Origin of the sequence: Thermomonas sp. (genome assembly GCF_035369645.1) — a bacterium.
Lineage (GTDB): Bacteria > Pseudomonadota > Gammaproteobacteria > Xanthomonadales > Xanthomonadaceae > Thermomonas.
In genome coordinates, this window is record NZ_DAOOUM010000016.1 from 1 (window position 1) to 26402 (window position 26402).

Sequence of the window (26402 nt, forward strand, 5' to 3'; positions counted from 1 at the left end):
TCAACCAACGGCTAAACGATGTTAGGGCGCATGTTGACGCGAGGCATGTTGACGCTAGGCATCTTCTCGCTTAGCGTAACAATTGCGACTTCGGCACATAGGAGATGTCAATGCGTAACCGCATGTCATTTGCCGTTTTCTCATCACTACTTCTGACCCTGCTCTCTGTTGCGAATCCTGCTTCTGCGCAGCAGATAAAGACCAGCGTATCCTCGGAAATAGTCTATCCAGCGAGCTCGTCTCAGGCAGCGTACCTCAAACAATGGCTCTATGACCATGCCGAGTATCGAAATGGATCGCTGCTGGGAGATTTTTCTGCGCTTGGGAAAATTACGGTCAAAGTTATGTCGCATTTCCGATCGGCAGCTTTTGATTCTGGGAATGGTCCACCCGTGCCGCTACCTACCAATGGACAGAATGGAGACACCATTAGTGTGTCATCATGTGGCGGTGGCGCCTCCCAAACATGGAGCTATGTGTGGGCTGGCGGGGCAGGTGGAGGCTGGGTGTTGATGAGTTACAGTTTCGTGCGTACAACATCCTGCTCACGATCCGGCGCATAGCTTTCTTGAACTTGTGAGTACCAACGGGCCGCTTTCGTGGCCCGTTTCTTTTTTGCGCCCTAACCATTTATTCAAGCCGAGCCCGCTTCGCGGGTCGGCTTAATTCGGGTGATAAGCCGACATATGCGCCCGGCGTTCGTGCGCGTAGGCGGCAAATGCAGCCTCGGTCGTTGCCGCATCGCGCAGCCGCGCGGCCAATGCCAAAGCATCCACCAGCGCCATATTGACGCCCTGCCCCAACTGCGGGCTCATCGCATGCGCGGCATCGCCCAATAGCGCCGCACGTCCGCGCCACCAACGCTGCGGGATGGCATCACGGTAAGCCGCGCGTGGTTTCGCCCGGCATGCGCCCTACCGGCAACGTCCCTGCCATTTGCCGTGCCCGCCAGCGCCGCTGCCTGCCCACCGCTGCCATAGCCGACAACGGCGACATGCAAACGCCGCGTCATGCGGTCAGCAGTCGCTGCAAAATCTTCGGCACGCCGGCCATGGCCACCGCGACATTGGCCAATACATCGTCCAGGGTGATCACTTCATCGACATCGGGCCCTGCACCTGCGGCCCAGTTGGCGATGATGGCCAAACAGGCGTAGTCCAGCCCGAGTTCGCGCGCCAAGCCGGCTTCAGGCATCCCGGTCATGCCGACCAAGTCGCAGCCATCACGGCGCATCCGCGCGATTTCGGCCTTGGTTTCTAGCCGTGGCCCTTGGGTTGCCCCGTAACAGCCGGCATTCACCAGTGCCACGCCTGCGTGTTCGGCGGCAGCGATCACTTGCCGCCGCAGTGCGGGGGTGTACGGGTCACCAAAATCCACATGCAACACGTCGCTGCCGGGTTCTTCGCACAAGGTACTGATGCGGCCCCAGGTGTAATCAATCAGCTGATCCGGGCAGGCCAGAACGCGCGGGCCGAAGTGTTCGCTGATACCGCCAACGGTGTTCAACGCCAGCACACGCTGCGCGCCCATGGCTTTCAGTGCGGCCAGATTGGCGCGGTAGTTGATCTTGTGCGGCGGCAGCGAATGCCCTTCGCCATGCCGCGCCAAAAATGCCACCCGTTGACCGGCCAAACGGCCAACGCGAATTGGCCCGGACGGCGCACCGTAGGCGGTGTCTGGCTGCAAGGTTTCGACATCGGTCAATTCACCCAACGCGTACACGCCGGTGCCACCGATGACGGCAAGATCAATCCTCATCACCTAATCCCCCAGCGCATAAATCGCCGGCAAGTTGCGGCCCTGTTCGTGGTAATCCATGCCGTAGCCAAACACATAGGCATCAGGCACGTCCACGCCCACATGGTCGGCAGCGATACCGTCCACGCAGCGCTGGTGCCGCTTGACCGCCAAGACCGCGATGCGCACCTCGGCGGCACCTTGGTCTTCGCACCAATGTTTGACCGCCAGCAAGGTATGCCCTTCATCGAGGATGTCATCGGCCAGCAGCACTTTGCGGCCATGCAGCGCGGTGGCGGGACGATGCAACCACGCCAGCCCGGAGCCGCTGGTTTGGCCGCGATAGCGGGTGGCGTGCAGGTAATCAAATTCCAGATCCAAACCGCGCTCACCCAAGGCAAATGCCAGTTGCGCGGCAAACGGCAGGCCGCCGTTCATCACCGTCAAAAACACCGGCACTTCGCCCTCGGCATAACAGGCGCGGATGTCGGTGGCCATGCGGTCGATATGGGCCTCCAGTGTTGCGCGGTTGAACAGCACATGCGCAGTTGCCAGTGCGTCGGCCAGTTTTGGAATGCTCATGCGGTATCTCCCACGTGGATCGCGCCCGACAGCACGTCGGTGTTCAATTGCGGTGTGCGCAAGGTTGCAAGTTGTGCCTGTGCCGCTTCGCGGCGGGCATCGGCCAACAGCCCATCCCACGCCATCGGGCCGCGCCCGATCAGATTGATCAATGCCATGGTGTTAAGTGTGCGTCCTTCGATGGCGACCAAGGCTTCGTCCACTTGCTGCGGATGACAGACCAACACCACATCGCAGCCTGCATCCAGATGGGCGTCGATGCGGGCCTTGACGCCGCCCACCGAAAGCGCCGCAGCCATGCCGATATCATCGGAAAACACCACGCCACGAAAGCCCATTTGCGTGCGCAAAATGTCACCAATCCAACGCGGCGAATACCCCGCCGGCTCCGGTGCAATCTGCGGATAGGTGACGTGCGCCATCATCACTGCGTCGGCACCAGCGTCGACCCCGGCGCTGAACGGCAGCAGGTCCTGCGCGCGCATGTCATCGAGTGTGCGCGGGTCGATGGCGGCATCGTGATGGGTGTCTTCCAACACCGAACCGTGACCTGGAAAATGTTTGAGCGTCGCGGCCATGCCGGCCTCGTGCATGCCTTCCACATAGGCACGGGTGAACGCGGCCACCACGTGTGGGTCTGCGGCAAATGCACGGTCGCCAATCGCGCGGTTGCCGCGCGCCAAATCCACCACCGGGGCAAAACTCAGGTCCACACCGCTGGCGCGCACTTCACTGGCCATCAGCCATGCATGTTCGCGCGCCAACGCCAGCGCGGTCTTGGCATCGGCCTGATACAGCGCCTCAAACCCTTGCAACGCCGGCAGCTTGCTATAGCCATCACGAAAGCGCTGCACGCGGCCGCCTTCTTGATCCACGCAAATCAGCTGCGGGCGCGCGGCAGCCTCACGGATGGCTTGGCACAACTCACGTACCTGCGCCTGCGAGGCAAAATTGCGGGCAAACAACACCACGCCGGCACAGGCATCGTGTTGCAGCCAATCGCGCTCACGCGCCGTCAGTTGGTGCCCAGAAACGCCAATTTGCAGCATTTAGTGTCCTTGGTTGAGATCGCGCGCCTGCCGCTCGTCGTCGCACCATTGCGAATACGCGCGCGAGGCCAGCGCCAGATTGTAGTAGCGCTGTGCGTGGGTTGCCTCTGCGCCTGCCCAGTCGGGTTTGGCGAAGGTTTCATCCACGCTGCTCAGCTCGATTTCGGCCACCACTAACCCCGCGTTGTCGCCAAAAAACTCATCGACTTCCCACAGATGGTGTTGGTGTTGCACGTAATGCCGGATCTTCTCGATTTTTCCGCCCACGCATAAAGCCAGCAGCGCCTGCGCGTCAGCCACCGGAATGGGGTATTCAAATTCTTGCCGGCGTGCGCCGAGTTCGCGGGATTTGATATTGAGAAATGCCGCATCGCCCTCGATGCGCACTCGCACCGAGGCCTGCATCGCGCCGCTATCGACCATTGCGATGTCGTTGAGGTAGCCCTGCGCCATCGCCACCGTCTTGTGCGCAGCGGCGCGCCATGCATCACTGCTCGGCAAAAATTTGCGTTCGATTTCAATCCCCATGCTCATGCCTTTTTAGGTGGATCGAACACCGCAATCGACTCCACATGCGCAGTGTGCGGGAACATGTCCATCACCCCCGCTTCGCGCAGTGTCCAGCCGGCTTCATTCACCAGATAGCCCGCATCCCGCGCCAATGAACCGGGGTGGCAGCTGACATACACGATGCGCTTGAGCCCTTTCAGCGGCAATTGCTTGAGCACTTCCAACGCCCCCGCACGGGCAGGATCCAACAACAGTTTGTCGAAGCCTTGCTTCAACCACGCCTGCCCAGCCAAATTCTGCGTCAGATCAGCGGCATGAAACTGCACATTGCTCAGCCCATTGTGCTGCGCATTCGCGCGTGCCCGCGCCACCAAGCCGGCATCGCCTTCCACACCCACCACGCTGCCCTCGCCCGCCACCCGCGCCAACGGCAGGGTGAAATTGCCCAGCCCGCAGAACAGATCCAGCACGCGCTCACCCGGCTGCACATCCAGCAAGTCCAGCGCACGCGCAATCATTGCCTCGTTGAGTTTGGCGTTGACCTGGATGAAATCCAGCGGGCGAAAATTGAGTTCGATCTGCCACTGCGGCAATTGGAACGACAGCTGCGGCGCTTGCCCATTGAGCGGATGCACCGAGTCGATGCCACCGGGCTGCAAGAACATGCTGAAGCCGTGCGTTGCGCCGAAGGTGGCCAAGCGGGTTTTGTCGGCATCACTGAGTGCCTGCAAATGGCGAAATACCAGCACAGTGGCGGCATCGCCGGCAATGAATTCGATTTGTGGAATGTCGCGACGCGCGTCCAAGCCATCCACCAACGCGCCCAATGCCTCCAGCTTGAATCCAATCTGCGGCACCAGCGTATGGCATTCGCGCAGATCGGCCACAAAACGCGGATCCAGCTCGCGGAACCCCACCAGCGTCTTGTCCTTTTTTTCCACCCGACGCACCGACAACCGGCCCTTGCGGCGATAGCCCCAAGCATCGCCACGCAGCGGTGGCAGCACCGTGCCGGGGGCCACATGGCCGATGCGCTGCAAGTTTTCCAACAACACGCGCTGCTTGGCCTCGATCTGCTTGTCTTCGGCCAAGTGCTGCAACACGCAACCGGCGCACACGCCAAAATGCGGGCAGCGCGGTGCAACCCGGTCTGGTGAGGCTTCCAGCACCTCCAGCGTTTTGGCTTCATCAAACTGTTTGGAACGTGCGGTTTGCTGTACGCGCACGGTTTCGCCCGGCAGTGCGCCGGTGACGAATACCGCTTTACCGGGCTGCGCATGGTCGTCTGGCCAGCGGGCCACACCACGGCCATCGTGGATCAGGTCGGTGATGGAAAGTGTCTTGGGAGTTTGGTCGAGGCGGGCCACGGCAAAAAGTGCAAACGAATGGCCGCCTATTGTCGCAGACTCGCAGCGCCGCTCCGGGAATTTGGCCGCAACGGGTATCCTTAGCGTTTTGCCGCACCGGATTGCCACCATGCCCGCGTTGACCAGCCAGCTTGACCCACGCTCGCAAGACTTCCAAGACAACGCTGCCTACCACCGCGCACTGGTGGCCGAACTGGATCGCCGCTTGGCACGGGCCGCCGATGGCGGCGGTGAAAAAGCGCGCAACAAGCACACCGAACGCGGCAAGCTGCTGCCACGCGAGCGCATCAATGCGTTGCTGGACCCCGGCTCGCCGTTTCTGGAAATCGCGCCGCTGGCCGCCGAAGGCATGTACGACGATGCCGCGCCCGCTGCCGGCATGGTCTGCGGCATCGGCCGTGTGTGCGGGCAAGAAGTGGTGATCGTGGCCAACGACGCCACCGTCAAGGGCGGCACCTATTTCCCGATGACGGTGAAAAAGCATCTGCGTGCGCAGGAAATCGCCCGCGAAAACAACCTGCCTTGCGTGTATCTGGTGGATTCTGGCGGCGCGTTTTTGCCGCTGCAAGACGAGGTATTTCCCGATAAAGAACACTTCGGTCGCATTTTCTACAACCAAGCGCGTTTGAGCGCGGAGAACATCCCGCAAATCGCGGTGGTGATGGGCAGCTGCACCGCCGGCGGCGCGTATGTGCCGGCGATGTGCGATGAATCCATCATCGTCAAAGAACAAGGCACCATTTTTCTGGGCGGCCCACCACTGGTGAAGGCCGCCACCGGCGAAGTGGTGGATGCCGAAACCTTGGGCGGCGCCGATGTGCATACCAGCATTTCGGGTGTGGCCGATCACTTTGCCGAGGACGACCGCCACGCGCTGGAGATCGCGCGCGGGATCGTGTCCAGCCTCAACCGCAAAAAAATTCTGCCGGTGGCCACGCTGCCCGTGCGCGAGCCGTTATACGCCAGCGAAGAGTTGTACGGCATCGTGCCGAAGGACGCGCGCCGGCCGTTCGACATTCGCGAGGTCATCGCCCGGATTACCGATGGCAGCGAGTTGCAAGAGTTCAAGGCGCGCTACGGCAAAACCCTAGTCACTGGCTTTGCGCACCTACATGGCTACCCGGTGGGCATCATCGCTAATAACGGCATCCTGTTTGCCGAAAGCGCATTGAAGGGCGCGCACTTCATCGAGCTATGCAACCAGCGCGGCATTCCGCTGGTGTTTTTGCAGAACATCACCGGCTTCATGGTCGGCAAGAAATACGAACAAGCCGGCATCGCCAAAGACGGCGCGAAGATGGTGACTGCCGTTGCGTGCTCGCACGTGCCGAAATTCACCGTGGTGATTGGCGGCAGTTTTGGTGCCGGCAATTACGCCATGTGCGGACGTGCGTATGGCGCGCGTTTTTTGTGGATGTGGCCGAATGCGCGGATCAGCGTGATGGGCGGTGAACAAGCCGCCAGTGTGCTGGCCACGGTCAAGCGCGACGGCATCGAAGCCAAGGGCGGCGTGTGGACGCCGGCGGAAGAAGATGCCTTCAAAGCCCCCATTCGCCAGCAGTACGAAGACCAAGGCAACCCCTACTACGCCACCGCACGGCTGTGGGATGACGGCATCATCGACCCCGCCGATACCCGCCGCGTACTCGGGCTGGGGTTGTCGGCATCACTCAATGCACCGATCGAAGACCGCACGCGGTTTGGCGTATTCAGGATGTAAGTTCGATCGAAAACAGCCACTTGTGCTGCAAAGTTGCCGTATTCATGCAGGAAATTTGTGCAAAGTGGTGCTAGCCTCGACAGTCCGCCCCCGAGGAGTAGTGCCGCATGGCTATTTGGAAAGACCCGACGCCGGCCCCGAAAGCCGCCGAGCCTGTACGTTTCGATCCACCAGCGCCTGCGCCCGCGCCAATGCCAGCGGAGCCGGCCATCCCGCACCCGGCACCGATACGCGCCGCTGAACCGGCGGCCCGCGAATCGGTCATCGCCGCTGATTTGGCCATCGAGGGCAAGATCGAAGGCGCAGGCCATGTCCGCATCGCCGGTAAGTTCAAGGGCGACATCAAGGTGCAGGGCAACCTCAGCATCGACCAAGGGGCCAAAGTGTCCGGTGGCGTCAGTGCCAACAAAGTCACCTTGGCCGGCGAGCTGGAGGGCAATATCACCTCGGCCAAACAGGTGGAACTGCTGCCCAGCGGTGCCATCAATGGCGACCTCAAGGCCGGCAGTCTGACCGTTGCGGCAGGCTCGCGGATTCGTGGCCATGTGGAATGCGGTTGGGGCGATGCCAAGCCGATCCCGAAAGCGGAGACCGGCAGCGCCACATGAGCGCCGTTCGCCCAGGTGCGGCCGGCGCGACCCGCGCCTGCCCGCACTGCAAGGCCACCATTCTGGAAAGCTCGGCGGTCTGCCCGGCCTGCCGCGGGCATTTGCGTTTTGATGCCCCGGCCACCGATGCAGCGCAGCGATTTGTGCCGCTGCAAGTGGAAGGCACCATCCACGGCAATGACACCGGCAGTTTTGAATACACGATGGTGGTGGTGATCCGCAATGAACGCGGCGAAGAAGTCGCCCGCCATGTGGCCGGCGTCGGCGCGGTGCATCCGGGTGAGGCACGCAGCTTCAACGTGACCGTGGAAGCGGTGCCGGTAGCCGCCGGCAAGCGGCGGTTGAAGCATTAGAGAAAGTAAATGGAACTGACCCTGTAATTCTTCTGGCAAGAATGAAGTAATCATCAATCGTTAGGCTTTGCAAAGGCACTAATCATCCATACAATGTACAGATGATTAAGTTTGACTGGGATCCAGCCAAAGCCGCCTCAAACCTCAGGAAGCATGGCGTTTCCTTTGAGGAAGCCCAGTCCGTCTTCTATGACGATTTCGCCGTCCAGTTCTACGACGAACCCCACTCCTCAAATGATGAGCGCTTTCTCATGCTCGGCATGAGCAGCGGAGCTCACCTTCTCCTAGTCTGCCACTGCGAGCGCGACGGTGGCGGCGTCATTCGCATCATTTCAGCGCGCAAAGCCACGAAGCAAGAAAGCTCCTTCTACAGCCAGTGACCGCCATGAAAGCCGAATACGATCTCTCAAAAATGAAGTCCCGTCGCAACCCGTATGCGGCCAAGCTCAAGAAGCCGGTCTCTATGCGCCTCTCGGAGGACGTAGTGGACTACTTCAAAGGCATGGCCAATGAAGCGGGTGTCCCATACCAAAGCTTGATCAACCTGTACCTGCGTGATTGTGTCATGAAGCATCGCAAGGTTCAGATTGCATGGCCAAGCGGCAAGGCCTAACGGATCGGTAATCCCGGGCTATTACACACCCAGCGCAGCCACTTTCGAACAACCAAACAAGCCAACGCCGCTCCCCGGCAAGACTTGCAACACATCTCACCCGCAGCCGTTACAACCGCCGCAATCGTTGCCGCCACCCTGCCCCGGTGGAGCGATTTTTTTTGCCAGCGTGCGCATCCAAGTAGGACGGCCGGCGCGCAGCAGCGGCAGTGCCAACGCCACCCGCAACCGCCGCGCGGCATTGGGGAATTGCTTGTGCATCACCACCCCGGCACTCACCAACACCGCCAGTGCCACGATGCTGTATTGCAAGAGCAGCGATGCCGACATCAACCGCCTCCCAGCGCCACGGCGACGTGATAGGTGACGAGTGCGGCCAGATAGGCCAGGCCAAACAAATACCCGGCGGCAAATGCGGTTTGCTTCCACGAATGGGTTTCGCGCTTGATCGTGGCCAAGGTGGACACGCATTGCGGCGCGTAGATATACCACACCAGCAGCGACAACGCCGTGGCCAGTGACCATTGCGATTGAATCACCGGGGACAGGGCTTGCAGCGCCGCGTCGTCGCTGCCCGCCGACAGCGCGTACACCGTGGCCAGCGACGACACCACCACTTCGCGTGCGGCCATCCCGGGAATCAGCGCAATGCAGATCTGCCAGTTGAAGCCAATCGGCGCAAAAATCGTGACCATTGCCGCGCCGATGCGGCCGGCAAAACTGTAATCAATCGCCGGGCCGGTGGCACCCGCCGGTGCGCCCGGGAAACTCAGCAAAAACCACAGCAGGATGGTCATCGCCAAGATAATCCCCCCCACCCGCTTCAAGAAAATCATCGCGCGTTCCCACAGCCCGATAGCCACGTCGCGCACATGCGGAATGCGGTAGGACGGCAGTTCCATCAGCAGCGGGTGCTCGCTTTTATCGCGCCGCCACAGCTTCATTGTCCACGCCACGGCCAGGGCGCTGACAATCCCGGCCAGATACAAGCCAAACAGCACCAAGCCTTGTTGGTTGAAGCCGGCAATGGCTTTTTTCGGCACAAACGCACCAATCAGCAAGGTGTACACCGGCAGACGCGCCGAACACGTCATCAGTGGTGCTACCAAAATTGTGGCCAAGCGGTCGCGCGGATCTTGGATGGAACGGGTGGACATGATGCCCGGCACCGCACAGGCAAAACTTGAAAGCAAGGGAATGAAACTGCGCCCCGACAAGCCCGCCGCCGCCATGCTGCGATCCAGCAGGAAGGCCGCACGCGGCAGGTAGCCGGATTCTTCCAGCGCCAGAATAAACGCGAACAGGACCAAGATTTGCGGCAAAAACACCACCACCCCGCCAGTGCCGGCGATGATGCCATCCACCACCAAACTGCGCAGCGGGCCCTCCGGCATCCCTGTGGACACGGTGCTGCCCAACCATGCGGTGGCAGCCTCAATGCCATCCATCATCGGCGTGGCCCAGGCATACACCGCTTGGAAGATCAAAAACATCACCACCGCCAATGCCAGCAACCCGAACACCGGGTGCAGCAACCAGCGATCCAGCGCATCGTCGATTTCAGCGGTGCGGCGCGGCATGGTCACGGTCAAGGCCAGCACCCGGCGTACCTCTGCATGCAGGGCGTCATCCGCCATGGCCGCATGCGTGCCTTGATCGACCAAATGCACCTGTTCCAGTTGTTGCAGCAATGCGCGGGCACCGTCGCGACGCACCGCCACGGTTTCCACCACCGGCACGCCCAATGCCTGCTGCAAGGCCGCCACATCTATCGTGATGCCGCGCTTGTGGGCGGCATCCATCATGTTCAGCGCGATCAGCATGGGCCGGCCCAGTGCGCGCAGCTCCAATGCAAAACGCAGGTGCAAGCGCAGGTTGGTGGCATCGACCACACACACCAGCAAATCCGGCGCGGCTTCGCCTGGATAAAACCCGCGAATCAAATCGCGAGTCACGGCTTCATCCAAACTGGCGGCTTGCAGGCTGTACGCACCCGGCAAATCCAAAATCGAATAGCTCCGCCCCGACGGCGCAATCAACCGCCCTTCTTTGCGTTCTACAGTGACACCGGCGTAATTGGCCACCTTCTGACGGCTGCCGGTCAACAGGTTGAACAACGCCGTCTTGCCGCAATTGGGGTTGCCCACCAAGGCAATGCGGGCCTGCGGCAGACTGGGCAAGGTCGCGGCGGGGGTCATGCGACCGCCTTGGCGTTGCATAGCCGCACCCGTGCGGCTTCCACTCGCCGCAGCGCAAACCGGGTGAAGCCCACTTGCACCAACAACGGCTCCGCCCCCAGTGGGCCGGCGGCCACCACTTCGACATCCTCCCCGTATACAAAACCCAGCTCGCGCAGGCGGCGCGCCACCGGGTCATTGGGGCCACGGTCTTCCACTGCTTCGACCACGGCAGGCTGACGTTTGGGGAGTTCGCTCAAGTGCATTACCGCCGCACCACAATCTAAATAGGAATTGTTCTCAACTATAGCAGTTTCGCCAACCGCTATCATGTGTCAGATCAATTTTTCGAAACTTGGATACCGGCATGTCCTTCGCCATGCAATTGCACCGCGCTGGCCCCGTTGCCCGCCTGCGCCTGACCCGTGCGCAGGTGCACAACGCCTTCGACGATGGCCTGATTGCCGATTTGACGGCGGCGCTGGCGCAGGTTGCCGACGATGCCAGCGTGCGCGTGCTGGTGCTGGAAGCCGAGGGTGCCTCGTTTTCCGCCGGTGCCGACCTCAACTGGATGCGCGGCATGGCCGCCGCCAGCGAGGACGCCAACCGGCAAGACTCGCTCGCCTTGGCACGGCTGATGCGCACACTGGATGAATTACCCAAACCCACCATCGCCCGTGTGCAAGGCGCAGCCTTTGGCGGCGGTGTGGGCTTGGTGGCCTGTTGCGATATCGCCATAGGTGTGCCGGAAGCCAAATTCGGCCTGACCGAAAGCAAGTTAGGCCTGCTGCCGGCGGTGATTTCACCCTATGTGATTCAGGCCATCGGCGCACGTCAAGCGCGCCGCTATTTCGCCACCGCAGAAATAGTTGACGCCGCCGAAGCCCTGCGCATCGGCCTGCTGCACCAAGTGGTGGAAGCCGACGCGCTCGACGCCGCCGTGCAACGCCAAATCGATCTCCTTCTCAAAGCCGGTCCGGTGGCCGCCGCCAGTGCTAAAACCCTCGTTCGCGACGTCTGCGCCCACACCGACGGCAGCCGCCACGACACCGACAACGCCGCCCTGATCGCCCGCCTGCGGGTCTCGCCCGAAGGCCAGGAAGGCCTGTCTGCCTTTCTCGACAAGCGCAAGCCCAGCTGGGCACACCCCCAAGAGAACACACCCTGATGTTCCACACCATCCTGATCGCCAACCGTGGCGAAATCGCCTGCCGCGTGATCCGCACCGCACGCAAGTTGGGTATCCGCACCGTGGCGGTGTTTTCCGAAGCCGATGCCGATGCCCAGCATGTGCGGCTGGCCGATGAAGCGCATTGCATCGGCGGGCCACGCCCGCAGGACAGCTATCTGTTGGGCGACGCCATTTTGGATGTTGCGAAAAAAACCGGCGCGCAGGCGATCCATCCCGGTTATGGCTTTTTGTCCGAGAACGCCGACTTTGCCGACGCGGTACACGCCGCCGGGATTGCGTTTATCGGCCCGTCCGGTACGTCGATGCGCAAGATGGGCAGCAAGGCCGGGGCCAAGGATTTGATGGCGGCAGCGGGTGTGCCGGTGGTGCCGGGCTATACCGGCGAAGACCAATCACCAGAATTACTGCAACGTGAAGCCGACCGCATTGGCTACCCGCTGATGATCAAGGCCGCGCACGGCGGCGGCGGCAAGGGCATGCGCATCGTGCGCAGTGCCGAAGAATTTTTGCCTAATCTAGAAAGCTGCCAGCGCGAGGCCAAAAATGCCTTTGGCCGCGACCGTGTGTTGCTGGAGCGCTATATCGAGCACCCCCGGCATATCGAAATCCAGATCTTTGGCGACCACCACGGCCACGCGATCCATTTGGGCGAGCGTGAATGCTCCGCGCAGCGCCGCTACCAAAAGGTGTTGGAAGAGTCGCCCTCCCCGTTCTTGACGCCCGAACTGCGCGCCGCGATGGGCGCTGCCGCGGTGCAAGCCGCGCACGCAATTGATTACGCCAACGCCGGCACGGTGGAATTTATCGTCGCCCAAGATGGCGGTTTCTATTTCATGGAAATCAATACCCGCCTGCAAGTGGAGCACCCCGTCACCGAAGAAGTGACCGGGCTAGATCTGGTGGAATGGCAATTGCGCATTGCCGCCGGCGATGCGTTGCCGCTTTCGCAAACACAGGTACAGCAACACGGCCACGCGATGGAAGTGCGGTTGTATGCCGAAGACCCGGATGCCGGCTTCCTGCCCGGCTCCGGCACTTTGCAGACCTTGCAGCTCCCCCCAACATCGCGCCATGTGCGCATCGACTCGGGCGTGATCGAAGGCGATACAGTCACCATCTTCTATGACCCGATGATCGCCAAACTCATTGTTTGGGATACAGACCGCCCACGCGCCTTGGCGCGTATGCGTGAAGCATTGGCGGCCTGCGAAATTGCCGGGCCAAAATCGAACATCGCCTTCCTTGAACGCCTGATCCGCCACCCCGCCGTCACCGAAGGCCGCATCGACACCGGCTATCTGGACCGCCACCTCGATGAATTTTTGAGCCCTGCTGACACCGACACCCACTTGCTGTTGGCCGCCGCCACCGCACACCTGTTGCAGCAAGAACACGCCGCGCGCACTGCCGCCGCCAGCAGCGCTGACCCCACCTCGCCATGGGCTGGCAGCGACGGCTGGCGGCTGGGCCACGCCGGCACGCGCAAGCTCTGCTTTACCCATGCCGAAACCCGTATCGAATTGCGCGCACACGGTCATGACGGTGCCTACCGCATCCACTGGGGCGACGCTGTGCATGACATCACCGGTGCGCGTATGCAGGCCACGCAGCTGACCACCCGTATCGACGGCGTGATGCGCCACGTGCATGCGCTTGCCGATGATCGGCGCGTTCTGGTGCACAACGGTGAGCGCCGGCTGCGCTTGCAGGTAGATGCCGCGTATCAGCGCTTGGCCACCAACGATGCCGCATCCGAACACCGCATCCGCGCACCGATGCCCGGGCGCGTGGTGTTGGTGCAGGCCAAGCCCGGCGATGCCGTGCATGCCGGGGATGTGTTGTTGGTACTGGAAGCGATGAAGATGGAATTGGCGCTGAAAGCCCCACGCGATGGTGTGGTGGCCGAGCTGCGCGCACAGGCCGGTGACTTTGTCGAAGCCGATGCTGTGTTGGCCACCTTGGAGCAATGACGATGGGAATGCCGGCAGCAGTACGCATCGTGGAAGTGGGCCCGCGTGATGGCCTGCAAAACGAAAAAATCGACATCGGTACCGCGCACAAAATCGAACTGATTAATCGCTTGTCGGGCACCGGTCTGCGCAGTATCGAAGCCACCGCCTTTGTCAGCCCCAAATGGGTGCCGCAGATGGCCGATGCCAGTGATGTGATGACCGGGATTACCCGCGTTCCCGGCATTGCCTATCCGGTCTTGGTGCCCAACGAAGCCGGTTATGCACGCGCATTGGCTGCTGGTGCCACCGAGGTGGCAGTGTTCACTGCGGCATCGGAAGCCTTCAATCTGAAAAACACCAATGCCGGCATCGACGCCTCGTTGGAACGCTTCAAACCCATCCTTGCGCGCGCCCAAGCCGATGGCGTGCGTGTGCGCGGCTATGTGTCCACCGTCCTCGGCTGCCCCTATCAAGGCGATGTGCCGCTGCGCGATGTGGTGCGCGTGGCCACAGCGCTGCACGCACTCGGCTGCTATGAAATTTCACTCGGCGACACCATCGGCATTGGCACGCCGGCCAAGGCGCGGGCGATGCTGCATGCCGTGGCCAGTGAAGTCCCCATGGCGGCGCTGGCGATCCATTTCCACGACACCTGGGGCCAAGCACTGGCCAATGTTTTGGCGTGCTTGGAAGAAGGTGTGGCGGTGGTGGATGCCGCCGTGTCAGGTGCCGGCGGCTGCCCGTATGCCAAGGGTGCCAGCGGCAACGTGGCCAGCGAAGACGTGGTGTACATGCTGCACGGCCTAGGCATCCACACCGGCATTGATTTACCCAAACTGGCCGACACAGGTCGTTGGCTGGCCGGCCTGCTGGGCCGTGAAACCGGCAGCAAGGCGGGCAAGGCCATGAGCGCATGAACACAACCGCCGGCACCGGAGACGATCCAGCGGCGTTACGCTTGGCATTACAACAGTCCCGCGCTGCACTTGCCGCCGAACATGCCAATTACCGTGCCCTGCTTGATGAGGTGCAGCGCGACAAGTTGTTATTCAAACGTGTGCAGGAGCTGGCGTTGATTGGTGGCTGGCAATGGAACCGGGCCAGCGATGCGCTGTATTTGACCAGCGAAGCCATCCACATTCTTGGTGCAAGCACGCCGCCAACCACGATGCACGCACTGCTGGCCTGTCTGCTCCCAGACGATCGCCGGCTTCTACACAACACTTTGACCCGTATTTCCGAAGGCACCGGCTTTGATCTGCAATTGCAGGGCATGCAGGCCGATGGCAGTGTGTTTTGGGTCAGTGTGATTGGCGAGCCCGACCCGCAAGACCCCGCCAACGACCGCTTCAGTGGCACCTTGCAAGACATCACCGAGCGCAAGCACGCAGAAGCGCTATTGCGGCATCAAGCACATACCGATGCCTTGACCGGCTTGCTCAACCGCGATGCAATTCTTGACCACATCGCCACCCAACTGCATACCGGGGCAAGCGCGCACTTGGCCCTGCTGTATATCGACTTGGATCGCTTCAAAATCGTCAATGACTTGTTAGGTCATGATGCCGGCGATCAATTACTGGTCGAAGCCGCGCAGCGTATTCGCGACGCGGTGGGCAACGAAGGCCAGATCGCCAGGTTTGGTGGCGATGAGTTCTTGGTCGCCACCAGCACCCTGCACGATGCCGAACATCCAGAACGTTTGGCACGCATAATCCAAAGTGCCTTCCTGGTGCCCTTTCGCCTAGGCAAGGACGACTTCAGCGTTACCACTAGCATTGGCATCTCCCGCGGCAGTCTTGAGGGCAATACCCCCAAGCAACTGATCCAAAATGCCGACGTGGCGATGTACGAAAGCAAGCGTCGCCGCCGCAATGGATTTCATACCTTTTCACCGGCGTTGGCCAAACGCCAGCAAGAGCGTTTGCAAACTGAAACCCGCCTGCGCCGCGCGATTGACAACAACGAGTTCCATTTGGTCTATCAGCCGCAGGTGGATTTGCGCAGTGGCCGCATTTTCGCAGCCGAAGCGCTGTTGCGTTGGCACAACCCCGAACTTGGGCCAATGCCACCGGATCGTTTCATCGACCTAGCCGAATCCACCGGTGAAATCGTCCGTATCGGGCGCTGGGTCTTGCAGGAGGCCTGCCATCAGATGCGCCGCTGGAAGGAACAGGATCTGCCGATCGAGCGGGTATCGGTCAATGTGTCGTATCGCCAATTCGTGGGCGAAAATCTGACGGGCAGCGTGCAGCAAATGCTGCATGAAGCCGACCTGCCCGGCCACGCGCTGGAGCTGGAACTAACCGAGCGCGTACTGGTGGAAGACGTCGCCGATACCAGTGTGGTGTTCGACGAATTGTGCAAATTAGGCGTCCGGCTTTCCATCGACGATTTTGGCGAAGGCTATAGCGCGCTGAATTATTTGCGGCGCTTGCCCATCCACGCACTCAAACTGAGTCACGGGTTTTTGCAAGGTATCCCCGGCAACAAATCCGACGAGGCAATCTGCCAAACCGTGGTCGGGATCGCGCGCAGTCTGGGCTTGGGCATGATTGCCGAAGGCATCGAAACCGAAGCCCAACGTGACCACTTGTTACGGCTCGGTGTCACCATCGGGCAGGGCTTCTTATTCGCCCCCGGCTTACTGCCCGGCGAGCTGGGCAAGCGATTGGCCGCACAGCGCAGCTAAGCCACATTCCGCCGCAGACACGCCACTTCGATAAAATGGCGGTTTTCCGCCCGCAGGAACTCCCATGCAGCTTTCCAATGTTCGCGCCGTGATTACCGGCGGCGTTTCTGGTCTCGGTTTTGCCGTGGCCCAACACCTTGTTGCCGCCGGCGGCAAGGTGGCTCTGTTTGATGTCAATGCAGAAAAAGGCACGGCCGCCGTGACCGAGCTGGGTGCCGACAACGCGCAGTTTTTCAAAACCGATGTCACCGATGAAGCCTCGGTGGTTGCCAATGTCAGCGCCGCCAACACGTTCCTTGGCGGGCTGAATGCCTGCATCAACTGCGCCGGTATTTTGGGTGCTGGGCGCGTATTGGGCCGCGATGGGGCGATGAAGCTTTCGCAATTTCAAACCACGGTGATGGTGAATTTGGTGGGCAGCTTCAACGTGGCCAAGACCTGCGCCGAGCGGATGCAGCACAACGACGCCGGCACTGACGGTGAGCGCGGCGTGATCATCAACACCGCCTCCGTCGCCGCGTACGAAGGTCAGATCGGCCAAGCCGCCTACTCGGCCTCCAAAGGCGGCGTGGTCGGCATGACCCTGCCGATGGCGCGCGAATTAGCGCGGTTTGGCATCCGCGTGATGACCGTGGCCCCCGGTGTGTTCTGGACCCCGATGGTGGACGGCATGCCCGACGATGTGCAGAAGTCGCTGGCGGCCACTATTCCGTTTCCGGCACGGCTGGGGCAACCGCAGGAATACGCTGACCTAGTCGCCTACATCCTCACCAATACCTACCTCAACGGCGAAACCATCCGCTTGGATGGCGCAACCCGCCTTGCCCCCAAGTAATTCACGAACGTACCCACGAGAAATTTATGAAAGCTTGCGACATCAAGAAAGGCAACGTTGTTGAATTCAATAACGGCGTGTATCAAATCCGCGATATCGAACGCAGCAGCCCGCAAGGCCGCGGCGGCAATGTGCGCTTTCGCTTCGTGATGTATTCCATCCCCGGCGGCACCAAACTGGACTCCAGTTTTGATGGTGATGATGACCTGCGCGAAGTGGACATGAGCCGCCGCCAGTGCACCTATTCGTACAAGGATGGCGATGCGTTCGTGTTCCTCGATGACGAGGACTACACCCCGTACACGCTGGATCCCGATGCGATTGGCGAAGCCGCCGGCTACATCGTGGATGACCTGACCGGCATCTACGTGCAGCTGATCGACGATGTGCCGGTGGCCATCCAATTGCCGCAGAGCGTGGCCATGGAAGTCATCGAAACCCCGCCGGAACTCAAGGGCGGCACCGCCACCAAACGCCCGAAACCGGCCAAGCTGTCCACCGGCATTGAAATCATGGTGCCCGAGTACATCGGCAGTGGTGAAAAAGTGTGGGTCAACACCACCACCGGTGAATTTGGCGGGCGCGCCGACTGATCCCAGCGTGTCGGGCCCGGTGGGTATTCGCTACGCGAACACCCGCCGATCCTGCCGCCTTCCGCACATGCACGCAGTCCTCACCCCCATCGTCCTCAAAGCCCACGGGGTCCGGCTTGAACCGCTGGCGCTGGCGCATGTCGATGGCCTGATCGACGCCAGCGCCGATGGCGCACTGGCCACGCTGAATTTCACCAGCGTGCCCGCAGCCAATCCTGCCGACGTCCGTGCCTATATCGAAGCAGCACTGGCCGGGCAACACGCTGGCACGATGCTGCCGTTTGCAGTGGTGGACATCGGTGGCCGAGTGCTGGGCAGCACCCGCTATTACGACATCGACCACAGCGTGCCCACGTTGGCCATCGGCTACACCTGGTACCGCGCCAGCGTGCAGCGTAGCCACGTCAACACCACCTGCAAGCGCCTGTTGCTGGGCCACGCTTTCGAAGTCTTGAGCATGCGCACGGTGTACCTACACACCAGCCACGCCAACCTGCGCTCGCAGGCCGCAATCGAGCGTTTGGGCGCGCACAAGGATGGCGTACTGCGCCAACACAAACGCCACAAGGACGGCAGTCTGCGCGATACCGTCTGCTATTCCATCCTCGATACAGAATGGCCTGAACTGCGCAAGCGACTGGATGCGCGGCTGGCCACCGGTTGATCACCGGTTGATCAATCGAACACTTTGCCCGGATTCAGAATGCCCTTCGGATCCAGCACTGCCTTGATGCCACGCATCAGCGCGATTTCTTCGCTACTGCGGGTGCATTCCAAATAGGGTTTCTTCACCAAGCCAATGCCGTGTTCGGCGGAGATGCTGCCGCCGTGTGCTTCCAAGACTTGCGCCAGCAGTTTGGTCACCCGTTCGCAATCGGCCACGAAGTCGGCTTGCGCCATGGCAGGGGGCTTCAGAATATTGATGTGCAGGTTGCCATCGCCGATATGGCCAAACCACACCACTTCAAACTGCGGGTATTCCTTGCCAAGCAAGGCTTGCGTGGTCTGCAAAAACGCCGGCATCGCGGAAATGCGCACCGACACATCGTTTTTGTATGGCACATAGCTGGCCAGACTTTCGGTGATGCCCTCGCGCAAGCGCCAGAGCTGCGCGGCTTGTGTGTCGCTGGCGCTGATCACGCCATCACTGACCAGTCCCTGTTCCATGCACTGCTCGAACGCGGCCAGCGCCTCGCTTTCATTCGCTTCATCGCTGGCAAATTCGGTGACGACGTAATACGGATGCATTTCCGCGAAGGGCGGCTGCGCACCGTGCGCAAGGACGTGCTTGAGCGCCACATCGGTCAGAAATTCGAACGCCTGCAATTGCAAGCGCGCACGAAAGACGGCAAACACCTGCATCAGCGCATCAAACGAAGGCAGTGCCAGCAACATCACATTGCTGGGTGGCGGCGGGTCGGTGAGTTTGAGCGTGGCCTCAACGATGATGCCCAAGGTGCCTTCCGAGGCAATGGCCAGATGCCGCAGGTCATAGCCACTGGAATTTTTCACCAGCGCGCGCCCCACATCCAACAGCTCGCCAGTGCCGGTCACCAACTTCAACCCGGCAATCCACTCACGGGTATTGCCATAGCGCACCACCCGGATACCGCCGGCATTGGTGGCGATATTGCCGCCGATGCTGCACGAGCCGCGCGCGGCAAAGTCCACCGGGTATTGCAGACCGTGTTCGCGGGCAGTCTCTTGCGCCAATTGCAGCGGAACGCCGGCCTGCACGGTCAGGGTGCGGTCCACCGCATCAAAGCCCAGCACCTTATTCATACGTTCTAGGCTGATAACCAATTCACCCTTCGCGGCCACCGCGCCACCCGACAGCCCCGTGCGCCCGCCCGACGGCACCACCGCCACGCCTTCGGCATACGCCCAACGCACCACCGCCTGCACCTCGTCCACGCTGGCCGGCAGCGCAATGGCCAGCGGCGCAGGCGTCCAACGTCGCGTCCAGTCGCGGCCGTAATGCTCCAGATTGGCCGGATCAGTCAACAGGCGCAGTGTAGGCAGCGCAGCGTTCAGTGAAGCAAGGCGGACAGCGGTCATGGGCGGATTTTCGAGTATGCGGTTGGGCATGATGTGATGGGAAAATAACATGATGCAGCGCAACAAATGCGCCCAAATTCTGGCATAGTCAAATCTTCCTATTGCAACCGGATATCCGCCCGCATGGCCAGCAAGAAGACCTCCTTCCCCAAACAGGACATCCGCGTGCTGTTGCTGGAGGGTGTCAGTCAAACGTCGGTCGATGCCTTCAAAGCGGCCGGCTACAGCCAGATCGAATATCACAGCAAGGCACTGCCGGAAGACGAGCTGAAGGCGCGCATCAGTGAGGCGCATATCGTGGGCCTGCGTTCGCGCACCCAGCTCAGCGCCGAGGTCTTGGCCGATGCCAAGCGCCTGCTGGCGATTGGCTGCTTCTGCATCGGCACCAATCAAGTGGATTTGGAGGCTGCCGAACAAGCCGGCATTCCGGTATTCAATGCGCCCTACTCCAATACCCGCAGCGTGGCCGAATTGGTGGTGGCGCAAGCCGTGTTGCTGGCACGCGGCATCCCGCAAAAAAACGCCGAATGCCATCGCGGCGGGTGGTCGAAAGCCGCCACCGGCAGCCACGAGGTGCGCGGCAAGACCCTTGGTATCGTGGGCTACGGCCATATCGGTACTCAGGTGGGCGTGCTGGCCGAGGCGCTGGGCATGCGGGTGATTTTTCACGATATCGAAACCAAACTCGCACTGGGCAATGCACAGCCGGCGGCGAGCCTTGATGATCTGCTGGCACGCGCCGATATCGTCACGCTGCATGTGCCGGAAACGCCGTCCACGCAATGGATGATCGGCGCAGAACAGATTGCGAAAATGAAGCGCGGCGCGCATCTGATCAATGCCGCACGCGGCACTGTGGTGGTGATTGACGCGCTGGCCGCAGCGCTCCAATCGGGGCACCTTGGGGGTGCGGCAGTGGATGTGTTCCCGGTCGAGCCCAAGGCCAATGGGGATGCATTCCAGTCGCCATTGCGCGGTCTGGACAACGTGATTTTGACCCCGCATATCGGCGGCAGCACGTTGGAAGCGCAGGACAATATCGGCGTGGAAGTGGCGGCAAAACTGATCCGTTATAGCGATAACGGCAGCACCCTGTCGGCGGTCAACTTCCCCGAAGTGACGCTCCCCGAGCACGCCGGCAGCCTGCGTCTTTTGCATATCCATCGCAACGTGCCGGGTGTGTTGTCGAAGATCAACGACATCTTCAGCCGCCACGCGGTCAATATCGACGGCCAGTTTTTGCGCACCGATCCCAAACTGGGCTATGTGGTGATTGATATCACCGCCGATGCAGCGCAAGCCGCCGCCATCAAGGACGAGCTGGCGGCGATTGCGGGAACCCTACGCACGCGCGTGCTGTATTGATATTCAGGCCTCGGCTTGGCGGGCTAACCACTTGCCCGCCATGCGCCGCACCGACGGGTCAGCATCGGCATCCACGGCCAGCTCGGCAATGTTGCGCCACGCCAAATCCAGCGACTCTTCGCTGATCGTATAAGCCTCATCGGTGCCTGCGCACACGATAAACCGCACGTCGTAATGCCAGTGCTCCGGCACCGCTTTATGCATCGGGATGCGGTGCCGGTCCAGATCGAAAATGGCGGGCTCAACACGCAACCCGGTCAGCCCGGATTCTTCTTCGGCCTCACGCAGTGCCGCCGCGCTCAAGTCGCGTTGGCCATCGGCATGCCCACCCAATTGCAGCCACAGCCCTAACTTGCGATGGTGGGTCAACAGCACGCGCGCGCCGTCTGCGCTGACTAGCCAGCACGAGGCGGTGAAGTGCCCAGCCAGGCGTTCGCGTAGGAACGGGTTTTCGGCATCGCCCAGCAGCATGTGGAACAGCGCCACAGTAGCGGCCTCCTGCGGCCAGCGTGCGGCATAGGTGGTCAAGGCGCTGGCAAGTTCGGCGTCCATGCAACACAGGTTCCGATGACTGAATGCGCTCATTATCGCCTGCCATGACCGCTAGCGCTTGTGCTGAATGGCCATGACCGTATAAGGTCGGCGGCTTGCGGCGAGCTGGGGCTTGCTGCCCACGCTTTATTCACGGGGAGTTCTCTGATGCTGTTTCATCGCGTCAAGCCGCTTGACAAGATTCTTGAAAATGCAGAAAAAAAATCACTCCATCGCCAGCTAGGCGCACTGCAGCTCACGCTACTGGGTGTGGGTGCGATCATCGGCACCGGTATTTTCGTGCTAACAGCTGCCGCTGCACAAAAGGCCGGTCCAGGCATGATGTGGAGCTTTGTGATCGCGGGCTTGGTTTGTGCAGTGGCCGCTCTGTGCTATTCGGAAATCGCCTCGATGGTGCCGGTGTCCGGTTCCGCCTATACCTACACCTACGCGGTGATGGGCGAAGTCTTGGCATGGATGGTGGGTTGGGCACTGATCCTTGAGTACGCGGTAGCCGCATCGGCAGTGTCGGTGGGCTGGTCCGGGTATTTTATGGGCTTGGTTAAAAGTGCCACCGGGTTTGAACTTCCGGCGCTGCTTTCGGCTGGCCCGACGTGGTCGTTTGCCGGCGGCATTCCCAGCGTGGACTTCAGCCACGGTGTGTTCAACCTGCCGGCCGTGGTCATTGCATTGGCGGTCACCGGCTTGCTGATGATCGGCACCACCGAAAGTGCACGCGTCAATGCGGCGCTGGTGGCGGTCAAGATTGTGGCGCTGATTGCCTTCATCGTCTTAACGCTGCCCGTGCTCAATGGCGCACATTTTGAGCCGCTGGCTCCCAATGGCTGGTTTGGCAATGGTGGCGGTTCCGGCCTTGGCATCGTGGGTGCGGCCGCTTCGATCTTCTTCGCCTATGTGGGTTTTGATGCGGTTTCTACCGCGGCAGAAGAAACCAAAAACCCGCAACGCAACGTGCCAATCGGCCTAATTGGCAGCTTGGCGCTATGCACCGTGTTCTATCTGCTGGTGGCTGCGGGTGCGATTGGCGCGATTGGCGCACAACCCACCGGCTTGGGTGTTCAGCCGGGCTCCGCGGAATTTGTGGCGCAGTGCAAAGCCCTTGCCGCGCAAGGCCAGCAACCGTTGGTGTGCTCCAACGAAGCACTGGCGCATGTGCTGCGCATGATTCATCACGAGCGCGTGGGCGATTTAGTGGGCTTGGCCGCCAACTTGGCCCTGCCTTCGGTGATTTTGATGATGCTCTACGGGCAAACCCGCATTTTCTTTGTAATGGCGCGTGACGGTCTGCTGCCTGAGTCGCTGGCTGATGTGCATCCGAAGTGGAAAACACCGCACAAGGTGACCCTCATCACTGGTATTTTCGTGGCCATCGCTGCTGCGCTGTTCCCGGTGGGTCAACTTGCCGACATCTCCAACTCCGGCACATTGTTCGCCTTCTTCATGGTAGCGCTGGCCGTGCTGATCTTGCGCGTGAAAGATCCGAACCGTCCGCGTCCGTTCCGCACCCCCTTGGTGTGGGTGGTTTCGCCGCTGGCGATCTTGGGCACGGTGTTCCTGTACTTCAACCTGCCGTTTGATGCCATGATCGTGCTGCCCATTTGGGGTGGTATCGGCTTGCTGCTGTACTTCATGTACGGCTACCGCAAGAGTCAGTTGGCTCCGGGCAATGCCTCCGAATAAGGCTTGAAGGCACCCTCTAGTTTTACAAAAAACCCGGCTCCGGCCGGGTTTTTTGTTATGCCTTCCCGTTATGCTTTACGGATGCCTAATCTTCATGTCATGCACGACCACGAACGCGCCGCCCGCCAGTCGCTGATCGACCACTGCCGGGCGATGAATGCCAGCGGCTTGTCGCTGAACAAATCCGGCAATGCCAGCATCCGCTGGCGCGATGGCTTACTCATTACCCCCACTGGGCGCAGCTACGACCGTTTGCTGCCCGAAGACATCGTGTACCTGCACAGCGATGGCCACTGCCCGCCGGGGCAGTTGTTGCCGTCCAGCGAATGGCGCTTCCACTGCGATATTCTCAACGCCTTCCCGGCAATGAATGCGGTGGTGCACGTGCATTCCACCCACGCCACCGCGCTGGCCTGTTTGGGCGAAGAAATCCCGGCCTTCCATTACATGGTGGCGGTGGCCGGTGGCGATCGCATTCCGTGTGCGGACTATGCCACCTTTGGCACGCCCGCCTTGTCCGACAGCATCATGCACGCCCTGCAAGGCGGCCTGCGTGCCTGTTTGATGGGCAACCACGGCCAAGTGACCACCAGTGAAAGCCTGTCGGCAGCCTATGCCTTAGCCGAAGAAGTGGAAAATCTGGCCCGTCAATACCTGCTGGCACGCTCACTCGGGCCCACCCGCAACCTGCCGCACGAAGAAATGGCGATGGTGCTAGAAAAATTCAAAACTTACGGGCAACAGCACAAACCGGAATAAATGGCATGCCCGTCCATCCAAATGGCATGCAGGAATTGCGCCCACACTCGCTAAACTAGGCCGATGAACACACCCGCCTTCGACCACAATCTTTACGCCGGCTGCGCCGCACAAATCATCGTGCATACCCGCGAGCTGGCTGCCAAGGGCTTCACCCCTGCCACTGCCGGTAATTTTTCCATCCGCATGGGGCCCGAGCACGCCGCCATCACCATTTCCGGCAAGGACAAAGGCCGCCTGACCGAGGCCGACATCATGGTGGTGGACATGGCCAACAATCCGGTCGCCACCCACCATCGGCCGTCGGCCGAAGCCGCCCTGCATACCCATTTGTATCGCCGTTATCCGGATGTAGGGGCGGTGCTACATACGCATTCACCCACGCAAACGATTGCCGGCTTGCTGTATGCCGAGGCTGGGCGCGTGCGGCTGCGTGATTACGAATTGTTCAAGGCATTGCGCGGTCACACCACCCACGAAACCGCGGTGGACTTGCCGGTGGTGCCCAATTCGCAAGACATGGACACGCTGACTGCCAGCGTGGACGCGGTCCTCACCCAGCCCAACCAGTGGGGCTATCTGATCGCCGGGCACGGGCTGTACGCCTGGGGCCGCGACATCAGCGAAGCGCGTCGGCATCTGGATGCGTTTGAATTCATGCTCGGTTGCGAGCTGGAAATGCGCCGCTTGGGCGCGCGCTAAAGGAATCCTGATGAGCCGTCTTCGCGTCTTTCACGACAACGACCCGCACGCCCCAACGCACACTCTGCATGCACACGCCGACATCGCCGATGCCCTGAAGCATATCGGGGTGGCGTTCGAGCAATGGCAACCCGCGCATCCGGTGACTCCCGGTGATCCTGCAGAGGCCATCATGGCCGCCTACCAGTCCGATATCGACCGACTGGTAGCCGCACGCGGCTTCAAGAGTGTGGATGTGGTCAGCATCGCACCCGACAACCCCAACCGCGAAGCGATGCGCGCCAAGTTCCTGGACGAACATGCGCACAAGGAAGACGAAGTGCGCTTCTTCGTGGCCGGCAGCGGCCAGTTCAATTTGCACGTGGGCGATAAGGTCTATGAAGTGCTGTGCGAAGCCGGTGATCTGATTTCCGTTCCCGATGGTGCAACGCATTGGTTTGATATGGGCCCGCAGCCCAGTTTCGTGGCGATTCGTTTTTTCACCGAACCGGATGGCTGGGTGGGATATTTCACTGGCAGCGATATCGCGTTGCGGTTTCCACGGTATGCGTAACACGATGACTCAGAGCCCCTCTCCCCGGCCCTCTCCCGCTTGCGGGAGAGGGGGAAGCGCATGACCACCATTCTCACCGACATCGAAGGCACCACGTCGTCCATTTCCTTCGTCAAGGACGTGCTGTTTCCGTATGCACGCGCCAAGTTGCCGGGCTTTGTGCGCGAGCATGGGCATGCGGCCGAGGTGCGCCGCTGGCTGGATCAAGTGGCCATCGAAATTTCCGCCAGCGCTTGCCAGGACAGCGTGATTGTGGAAACCCTGCAAGGCTGGATCGATGCCGACCGCAAGCACACCGCGCTGAAGGCTTTGCAAGGCATGGTGTGGGAAGCCGGTTATCGCGATGGTGATTTCACCGCGCCGCTATACCCCGACGTGGCCCCTGCCCTGCGCGCTTGGCACGCGGCCGGGCACCCGCTGGCGGTGTACTCCTCCGGCTCGGTGCCGGCGCAAAAATTATTGTTTGCGCACACCGATTCGGGCGATCTGGTGCCGCTGTTTTGTGCTTTTTTTGATACCGAAGTCGGCGGCAAACGCGATGTGACCAGCTACACCGCGATTGCCGTGCGTTTGCAGCAAGCGCCTAGCGACATTCTATTTTTATCGGATGTGGTGCAAGAGCTCGACGCCGCCCGCGACGCCGGCATGCGTACCGTCTTGCTAGATCGCCGCGAAGACTACCCGCAGCCGCGTTCTGGGGATGCCGCCCACGGCCACACGCGGGTGGAGTCGTTTGCACAGATCACCCCCTGA

General features: G+C 61.0%; 28 protein-coding genes and 1 pseudogene. 18 read left to right on the top strand and 11 right to left on the bottom strand.

The features are described 5' to 3' along the window. Positions 1-671: 671 nt before the first annotated feature. From PK789_RS04645 to rlmD, 6 genes and pseudogenes are all read right to left on the bottom strand, one after another. Positions 672-902, bottom strand: a pseudogene (locus PK789_RS04645) (FAD-dependent monooxygenase); the annotation flags it as partial. A gap of 106 nt (positions 903-1008) precedes the next feature. Continuing rightward, the gene (locus PK789_RS04650; protein WP_324307353.1) at positions 1009-1758 is read right to left on the bottom strand and encodes an S-methyl-5'-thioinosine phosphorylase; all 750 of its coding nucleotides are present in this window, start codon (positions 1756-1758) and stop codon (positions 1009-1011) included. Positions 1759-1761: 3 nt separating this feature from the next. Next, complete coding sequence (locus PK789_RS04655; protein WP_324307354.1) at positions 1762-2319, bottom strand: hypoxanthine-guanine phosphoribosyltransferase; 558 nt, start codon at positions 2317-2319, stop codon at positions 1762-1764. Further along, a complete protein-coding gene (nagZ, locus tag PK789_RS04660; RefSeq protein ID WP_324307355.1) occupies positions 2316-3368 on the bottom strand; it encodes a beta-N-acetylhexosaminidase in 1053 nt (350 codons plus the stop codon). Before nagZ ends, PK789_RS04655 begins: the two co-directional genes overlap by 4 nt. Further along, on the bottom strand, positions 3369-3896 hold the full coding sequence (locus PK789_RS04665; RefSeq protein ID WP_324307357.1) for a CYTH domain-containing protein: 528 nt from the start codon (positions 3894-3896) through the stop codon (positions 3369-3371). 2 nt (positions 3897-3898) lie between these two features. Then, on the bottom strand, positions 3899-5245 hold the full coding sequence (gene rlmD / locus PK789_RS04670; protein WP_324307359.1) for a 23S rRNA (uracil(1939)-C(5))-methyltransferase RlmD: 1347 nt from the start codon (positions 5243-5245) through the stop codon (positions 3899-3901). Between the two features lie 109 nt (positions 5246-5354). Here rlmD and PK789_RS04675 point away from each other — a divergent pair, with 109 nt between their 5' ends. From PK789_RS04675 to PK789_RS04695, 5 genes are all read left to right on the top strand, one after another. Beyond that, complete coding sequence (locus PK789_RS04675) at positions 5355-6965, top strand: carboxyl transferase domain-containing protein (protein WP_324307360.1); 1611 nt, start codon at positions 5355-5357, stop codon at positions 6963-6965. 107 nt (positions 6966-7072) lie between these two features. After that, positions 7073-7573, top strand: coding sequence for a bactofilin family protein (locus tag PK789_RS04680; protein WP_324307361.1), 501 nt, complete (start codon positions 7073-7075; stop codon positions 7571-7573). Beyond that, a complete protein-coding gene (locus PK789_RS04685) occupies positions 7570-7926 on the top strand; it encodes a hypothetical protein (protein ID WP_324307362.1) in 357 nt (118 codons plus the stop codon). Before PK789_RS04680 ends, PK789_RS04685 begins: the two co-directional genes overlap by 4 nt. A gap of 101 nt (positions 7927-8027) precedes the next feature. After that, positions 8028-8306 carry a BrnT family toxin gene (locus PK789_RS04690; protein ID WP_324307363.1) on the top strand — a complete coding sequence of 93 codons (279 nt, stop codon included), beginning with the start codon at positions 8028-8030 and terminating at the stop codon, positions 8304-8306. A 5-nt stretch (positions 8307-8311) separates the two neighbouring features. Further along, positions 8312-8539, top strand: a complete 228-nt coding sequence (locus PK789_RS04695; RefSeq protein ID WP_292005923.1) for a CopG family antitoxin — start codon at positions 8312-8314, stop codon at positions 8537-8539. Between the two features lie 96 nt (positions 8540-8635). On the opposite strand, the gene PK789_RS04700 is transcribed toward PK789_RS04695, so the two are convergent. From PK789_RS04700 to PK789_RS04710, 3 genes are read right to left on the bottom strand one after another with little or no spacing between them, the layout of a single operon-like run. Beyond that, entirely contained in the window at positions 8636-8869 is a 234-nt protein-coding gene (locus PK789_RS04700) for a DUF6587 family protein (protein ID WP_324307365.1), read from the bottom strand. Next, a complete protein-coding gene (gene feoB, locus PK789_RS04705; RefSeq protein WP_324307367.1) occupies positions 8869-10737 on the bottom strand; it encodes a ferrous iron transporter B in 1869 nt (622 codons plus the stop codon). The genes PK789_RS04700 and feoB overlap by 1 nt, the downstream gene beginning before the upstream one ends. Then, positions 10734-10982: a FeoA family protein gene (locus tag PK789_RS04710; protein ID WP_324307368.1), complete on the bottom strand. Its 249-nt coding sequence runs from the start codon at positions 10980-10982 to the stop codon at positions 10734-10736. Before PK789_RS04710 ends, feoB begins: the two co-directional genes overlap by 4 nt. A 101-nt stretch (positions 10983-11083) precedes the next feature. On the opposite strand from PK789_RS04710, the gene PK789_RS04715 reads away from it, so the two are divergent. The 7 genes from PK789_RS04715 (at position 11084) to PK789_RS04745 (ending at position 18644) form a co-directional block, all read left to right on the top strand. Continuing rightward, positions 11084-11884, top strand: coding sequence for an enoyl-CoA hydratase-related protein (locus PK789_RS04715; protein WP_324307370.1), 801 nt, complete (start codon positions 11084-11086; stop codon positions 11882-11884). Beyond that, entirely contained in the window at positions 11884-13878 is a 1995-nt protein-coding gene (locus PK789_RS04720) for an acetyl/propionyl/methylcrotonyl-CoA carboxylase subunit alpha (RefSeq protein WP_324307371.1), read from the top strand. Before PK789_RS04715 ends, PK789_RS04720 begins: the two co-directional genes overlap by 1 nt. An 8-nt stretch (positions 13879-13886) precedes the next feature. Next, positions 13887-14777, top strand: coding sequence for a hydroxymethylglutaryl-CoA lyase (locus PK789_RS04725; RefSeq protein WP_324307421.1), 891 nt, complete (start codon positions 13887-13889; stop codon positions 14775-14777). Then, a complete protein-coding gene (locus tag PK789_RS04730) occupies positions 14774-16552 on the top strand; it encodes a putative bifunctional diguanylate cyclase/phosphodiesterase (RefSeq protein WP_324307372.1) in 1779 nt (592 codons plus the stop codon). The genes PK789_RS04725 and PK789_RS04730 overlap by 4 nt, the downstream gene beginning before the upstream one ends. A gap of 64 nt (positions 16553-16616) precedes the next feature. Beyond that, a complete protein-coding gene (locus tag PK789_RS04735; protein ID WP_324307374.1) occupies positions 16617-17387 on the top strand; it encodes an SDR family NAD(P)-dependent oxidoreductase in 771 nt (256 codons plus the stop codon). Between the two features lie 26 nt (positions 17388-17413). Then, positions 17414-17980: an elongation factor P-like protein YeiP gene (gene yeiP / locus PK789_RS04740; RefSeq protein ID WP_324307376.1), complete on the top strand. Its 567-nt coding sequence runs from the start codon at positions 17414-17416 to the stop codon at positions 17978-17980. A 67-nt stretch (positions 17981-18047) separates the two neighbouring features. Next, the gene (locus PK789_RS04745) at positions 18048-18644 is read left to right on the top strand and encodes a GNAT family N-acetyltransferase (protein WP_324307377.1); all 597 of its coding nucleotides are present in this window, start codon (positions 18048-18050) and stop codon (positions 18642-18644) included. Between the two features lie 11 nt (positions 18645-18655). On the opposite strand, the gene PK789_RS04750 is transcribed toward PK789_RS04745, so the two are convergent. Beyond that, entirely contained in the window at positions 18656-20038 is a 1383-nt protein-coding gene (locus PK789_RS04750) for a D-2-hydroxyglutarate dehydrogenase (RefSeq protein WP_324307378.1), read from the bottom strand. 123 nt (positions 20039-20161) lie between these two features. On the opposite strand from PK789_RS04750, the gene serA reads away from it, so the two are divergent. After that, a complete protein-coding gene (gene serA / locus PK789_RS04755) occupies positions 20162-21403 on the top strand; it encodes a phosphoglycerate dehydrogenase (protein WP_324307379.1) in 1242 nt (413 codons plus the stop codon). Positions 21404-21406: 3 nt separating this feature from the next. Here serA and PK789_RS04760 read toward each other — a convergent pair whose 3' ends face one another. Beyond that, positions 21407-21988: an NUDIX hydrolase gene (locus tag PK789_RS04760; RefSeq protein WP_503011900.1), complete on the bottom strand. Its 582-nt coding sequence runs from the start codon at positions 21986-21988 to the stop codon at positions 21407-21409. A 114-nt stretch (positions 21989-22102) separates the two neighbouring features. On the opposite strand from PK789_RS04760, the gene PK789_RS04765 reads away from it, so the two are divergent. The 5 genes from PK789_RS04765 (at position 22103) to mtnC (ending at position 26402) form a co-directional block, all read left to right on the top strand. Continuing rightward, positions 22103-23635, top strand: a complete 1533-nt coding sequence (locus tag PK789_RS04765) for an amino acid permease (RefSeq protein ID WP_324307382.1) — start codon at positions 22103-22105, stop codon at positions 23633-23635. 81 nt (positions 23636-23716) lie between these two features. Next, positions 23717-24394, top strand: coding sequence for a class II aldolase/adducin family protein (locus PK789_RS04770; protein ID WP_324307383.1), 678 nt, complete (start codon positions 23717-23719; stop codon positions 24392-24394). 63 nt (positions 24395-24457) lie between these two features. After that, on the top strand, positions 24458-25096 hold the full coding sequence (locus tag PK789_RS04775) for a methylthioribulose 1-phosphate dehydratase (protein ID WP_324307385.1): 639 nt from the start codon (positions 24458-24460) through the stop codon (positions 25094-25096). A 10-nt stretch (positions 25097-25106) separates the two neighbouring features. Beyond that, complete coding sequence (locus PK789_RS04780) at positions 25107-25649, top strand: 1,2-dihydroxy-3-keto-5-methylthiopentene dioxygenase (RefSeq protein ID WP_324307386.1); 543 nt, start codon at positions 25107-25109, stop codon at positions 25647-25649. A 60-nt stretch (positions 25650-25709) separates the two neighbouring features. Continuing rightward, positions 25710-26402: an acireductone synthase gene (gene mtnC / locus PK789_RS04785; RefSeq protein ID WP_324307387.1), complete on the top strand. Its 693-nt coding sequence runs from the start codon at positions 25710-25712 to the stop codon at positions 26400-26402.

What these genes read in the sequence shown, in the direction of transcription:
- PK789_RS04735 (WP_324307374.1), top strand. Translation starts at nt 16,617, where the DNA reads ATGCAGCTTTCCAATGTTCGCGCCGTGATTACCGGCGGCGTTTCTGGT.
- PK789_RS04745 (WP_324307377.1), top strand. Translation starts at nt 18,048, where the DNA reads ATGCACGCAGTCCTCACCCCCATCGTCCTCAAAGCCCACGGGGTCCGG.
- PK789_RS04725 (WP_324307421.1), top strand. Translation starts at nt 13,887, where the DNA reads ATGCCGGCAGCAGTACGCATCGTGGAAGTGGGCCCGCGTGATGGCCTG.
- serA (WP_324307379.1), top strand. Translation starts at nt 20,162, where the DNA reads ATGGCCAGCAAGAAGACCTCCTTCCCCAAACAGGACATCCGCGTGCTG.
- PK789_RS04765 (WP_324307382.1), top strand. Translation starts at nt 22,103, where the DNA reads ATGCTGTTTCATCGCGTCAAGCCGCTTGACAAGATTCTTGAAAATGCA.
- PK789_RS04690 (WP_324307363.1), top strand. Translation starts at nt 8,028, where the DNA reads ATGATTAAGTTTGACTGGGATCCAGCCAAAGCCGCCTCAAACCTCAGG.
- PK789_RS04685 (WP_324307362.1), top strand. Translation starts at nt 7,570, where the DNA reads ATGAGCGCCGTTCGCCCAGGTGCGGCCGGCGCGACCCGCGCCTGCCCG.
- yeiP (WP_324307376.1), top strand. Translation starts at nt 17,414, where the DNA reads ATGAAAGCTTGCGACATCAAGAAAGGCAACGTTGTTGAATTCAATAAC.
- PK789_RS04700 (WP_324307365.1), bottom strand. Translation starts at nt 8,869, where the DNA reads ATGTCGGCATCGCTGCTCTTGCAATACAGCATCGTGGCACTGGCGGTG.
- PK789_RS04720 (WP_324307371.1), top strand. Translation starts at nt 11,884, where the DNA reads ATGTTCCACACCATCCTGATCGCCAACCGTGGCGAAATCGCCTGCCGC.
- PK789_RS04650 (WP_324307353.1), bottom strand. Translation starts at nt 1,758, where the DNA reads ATGAGGATTGATCTTGCCGTCATCGGTGGCACCGGCGTGTACGCGTTG.
- PK789_RS04665 (WP_324307357.1), bottom strand. Translation starts at nt 3,896, where the DNA reads ATGGGGATTGAAATCGAACGCAAATTTTTGCCGAGCAGTGATGCATGG.
- mtnC (WP_324307387.1), top strand. Translation starts at nt 25,710, where the DNA reads ATGACCACCATTCTCACCGACATCGAAGGCACCACGTCGTCCATTTCC.
- PK789_RS04775 (WP_324307385.1), top strand. Translation starts at nt 24,458, where the DNA reads ATGAACACACCCGCCTTCGACCACAATCTTTACGCCGGCTGCGCCGCA.
- PK789_RS04655 (WP_324307354.1), bottom strand. Translation starts at nt 2,319, where the DNA reads ATGAGCATTCCAAAACTGGCCGACGCACTGGCAACTGCGCATGTGCTG.
- PK789_RS04780 (WP_324307386.1), top strand. Translation starts at nt 25,107, where the DNA reads ATGAGCCGTCTTCGCGTCTTTCACGACAACGACCCGCACGCCCCAACG.
- feoB (WP_324307367.1), bottom strand. Translation starts at nt 10,737, where the DNA reads ATGACCCCCGCCGCGACCTTGCCCAGTCTGCCGCAGGCCCGCATTGCC.
- PK789_RS04680 (WP_324307361.1), top strand. Translation starts at nt 7,073, where the DNA reads ATGGCTATTTGGAAAGACCCGACGCCGGCCCCGAAAGCCGCCGAGCCT.
- PK789_RS04750 (WP_324307378.1), bottom strand. Translation starts at nt 20,038, where the DNA reads ATGACCGCTGTCCGCCTTGCTTCACTGAACGCTGCGCTGCCTACACTG.
- PK789_RS04710 (WP_324307368.1), bottom strand. Translation starts at nt 10,982, where the DNA reads ATGCACTTGAGCGAACTCCCCAAACGTCAGCCTGCCGTGGTCGAAGCA.
- PK789_RS04770 (WP_324307383.1), top strand. Translation starts at nt 23,717, where the DNA reads ATGCCTAATCTTCATGTCATGCACGACCACGAACGCGCCGCCCGCCAG.
- PK789_RS04730 (WP_324307372.1), top strand. Translation starts at nt 14,774, where the DNA reads ATGAACACAACCGCCGGCACCGGAGACGATCCAGCGGCGTTACGCTTG.
- PK789_RS04675 (WP_324307360.1), top strand. Translation starts at nt 5,355, where the DNA reads ATGCCCGCGTTGACCAGCCAGCTTGACCCACGCTCGCAAGACTTCCAA.
- PK789_RS04715 (WP_324307370.1), top strand. Translation starts at nt 11,084, where the DNA reads ATGTCCTTCGCCATGCAATTGCACCGCGCTGGCCCCGTTGCCCGCCTG.
- nagZ (WP_324307355.1), bottom strand. Translation starts at nt 3,368, where the DNA reads ATGCTGCAAATTGGCGTTTCTGGGCACCAACTGACGGCGCGTGAGCGC.
- PK789_RS04695 (WP_292005923.1), top strand. Translation starts at nt 8,312, where the DNA reads ATGAAAGCCGAATACGATCTCTCAAAAATGAAGTCCCGTCGCAACCCG.
- PK789_RS04760 (WP_503011900.1), bottom strand. Translation starts at nt 21,988, where the DNA reads ATGAGCGCATTCAGTCATCGGAACCTGTGTTGCATGGACGCCGAACTT.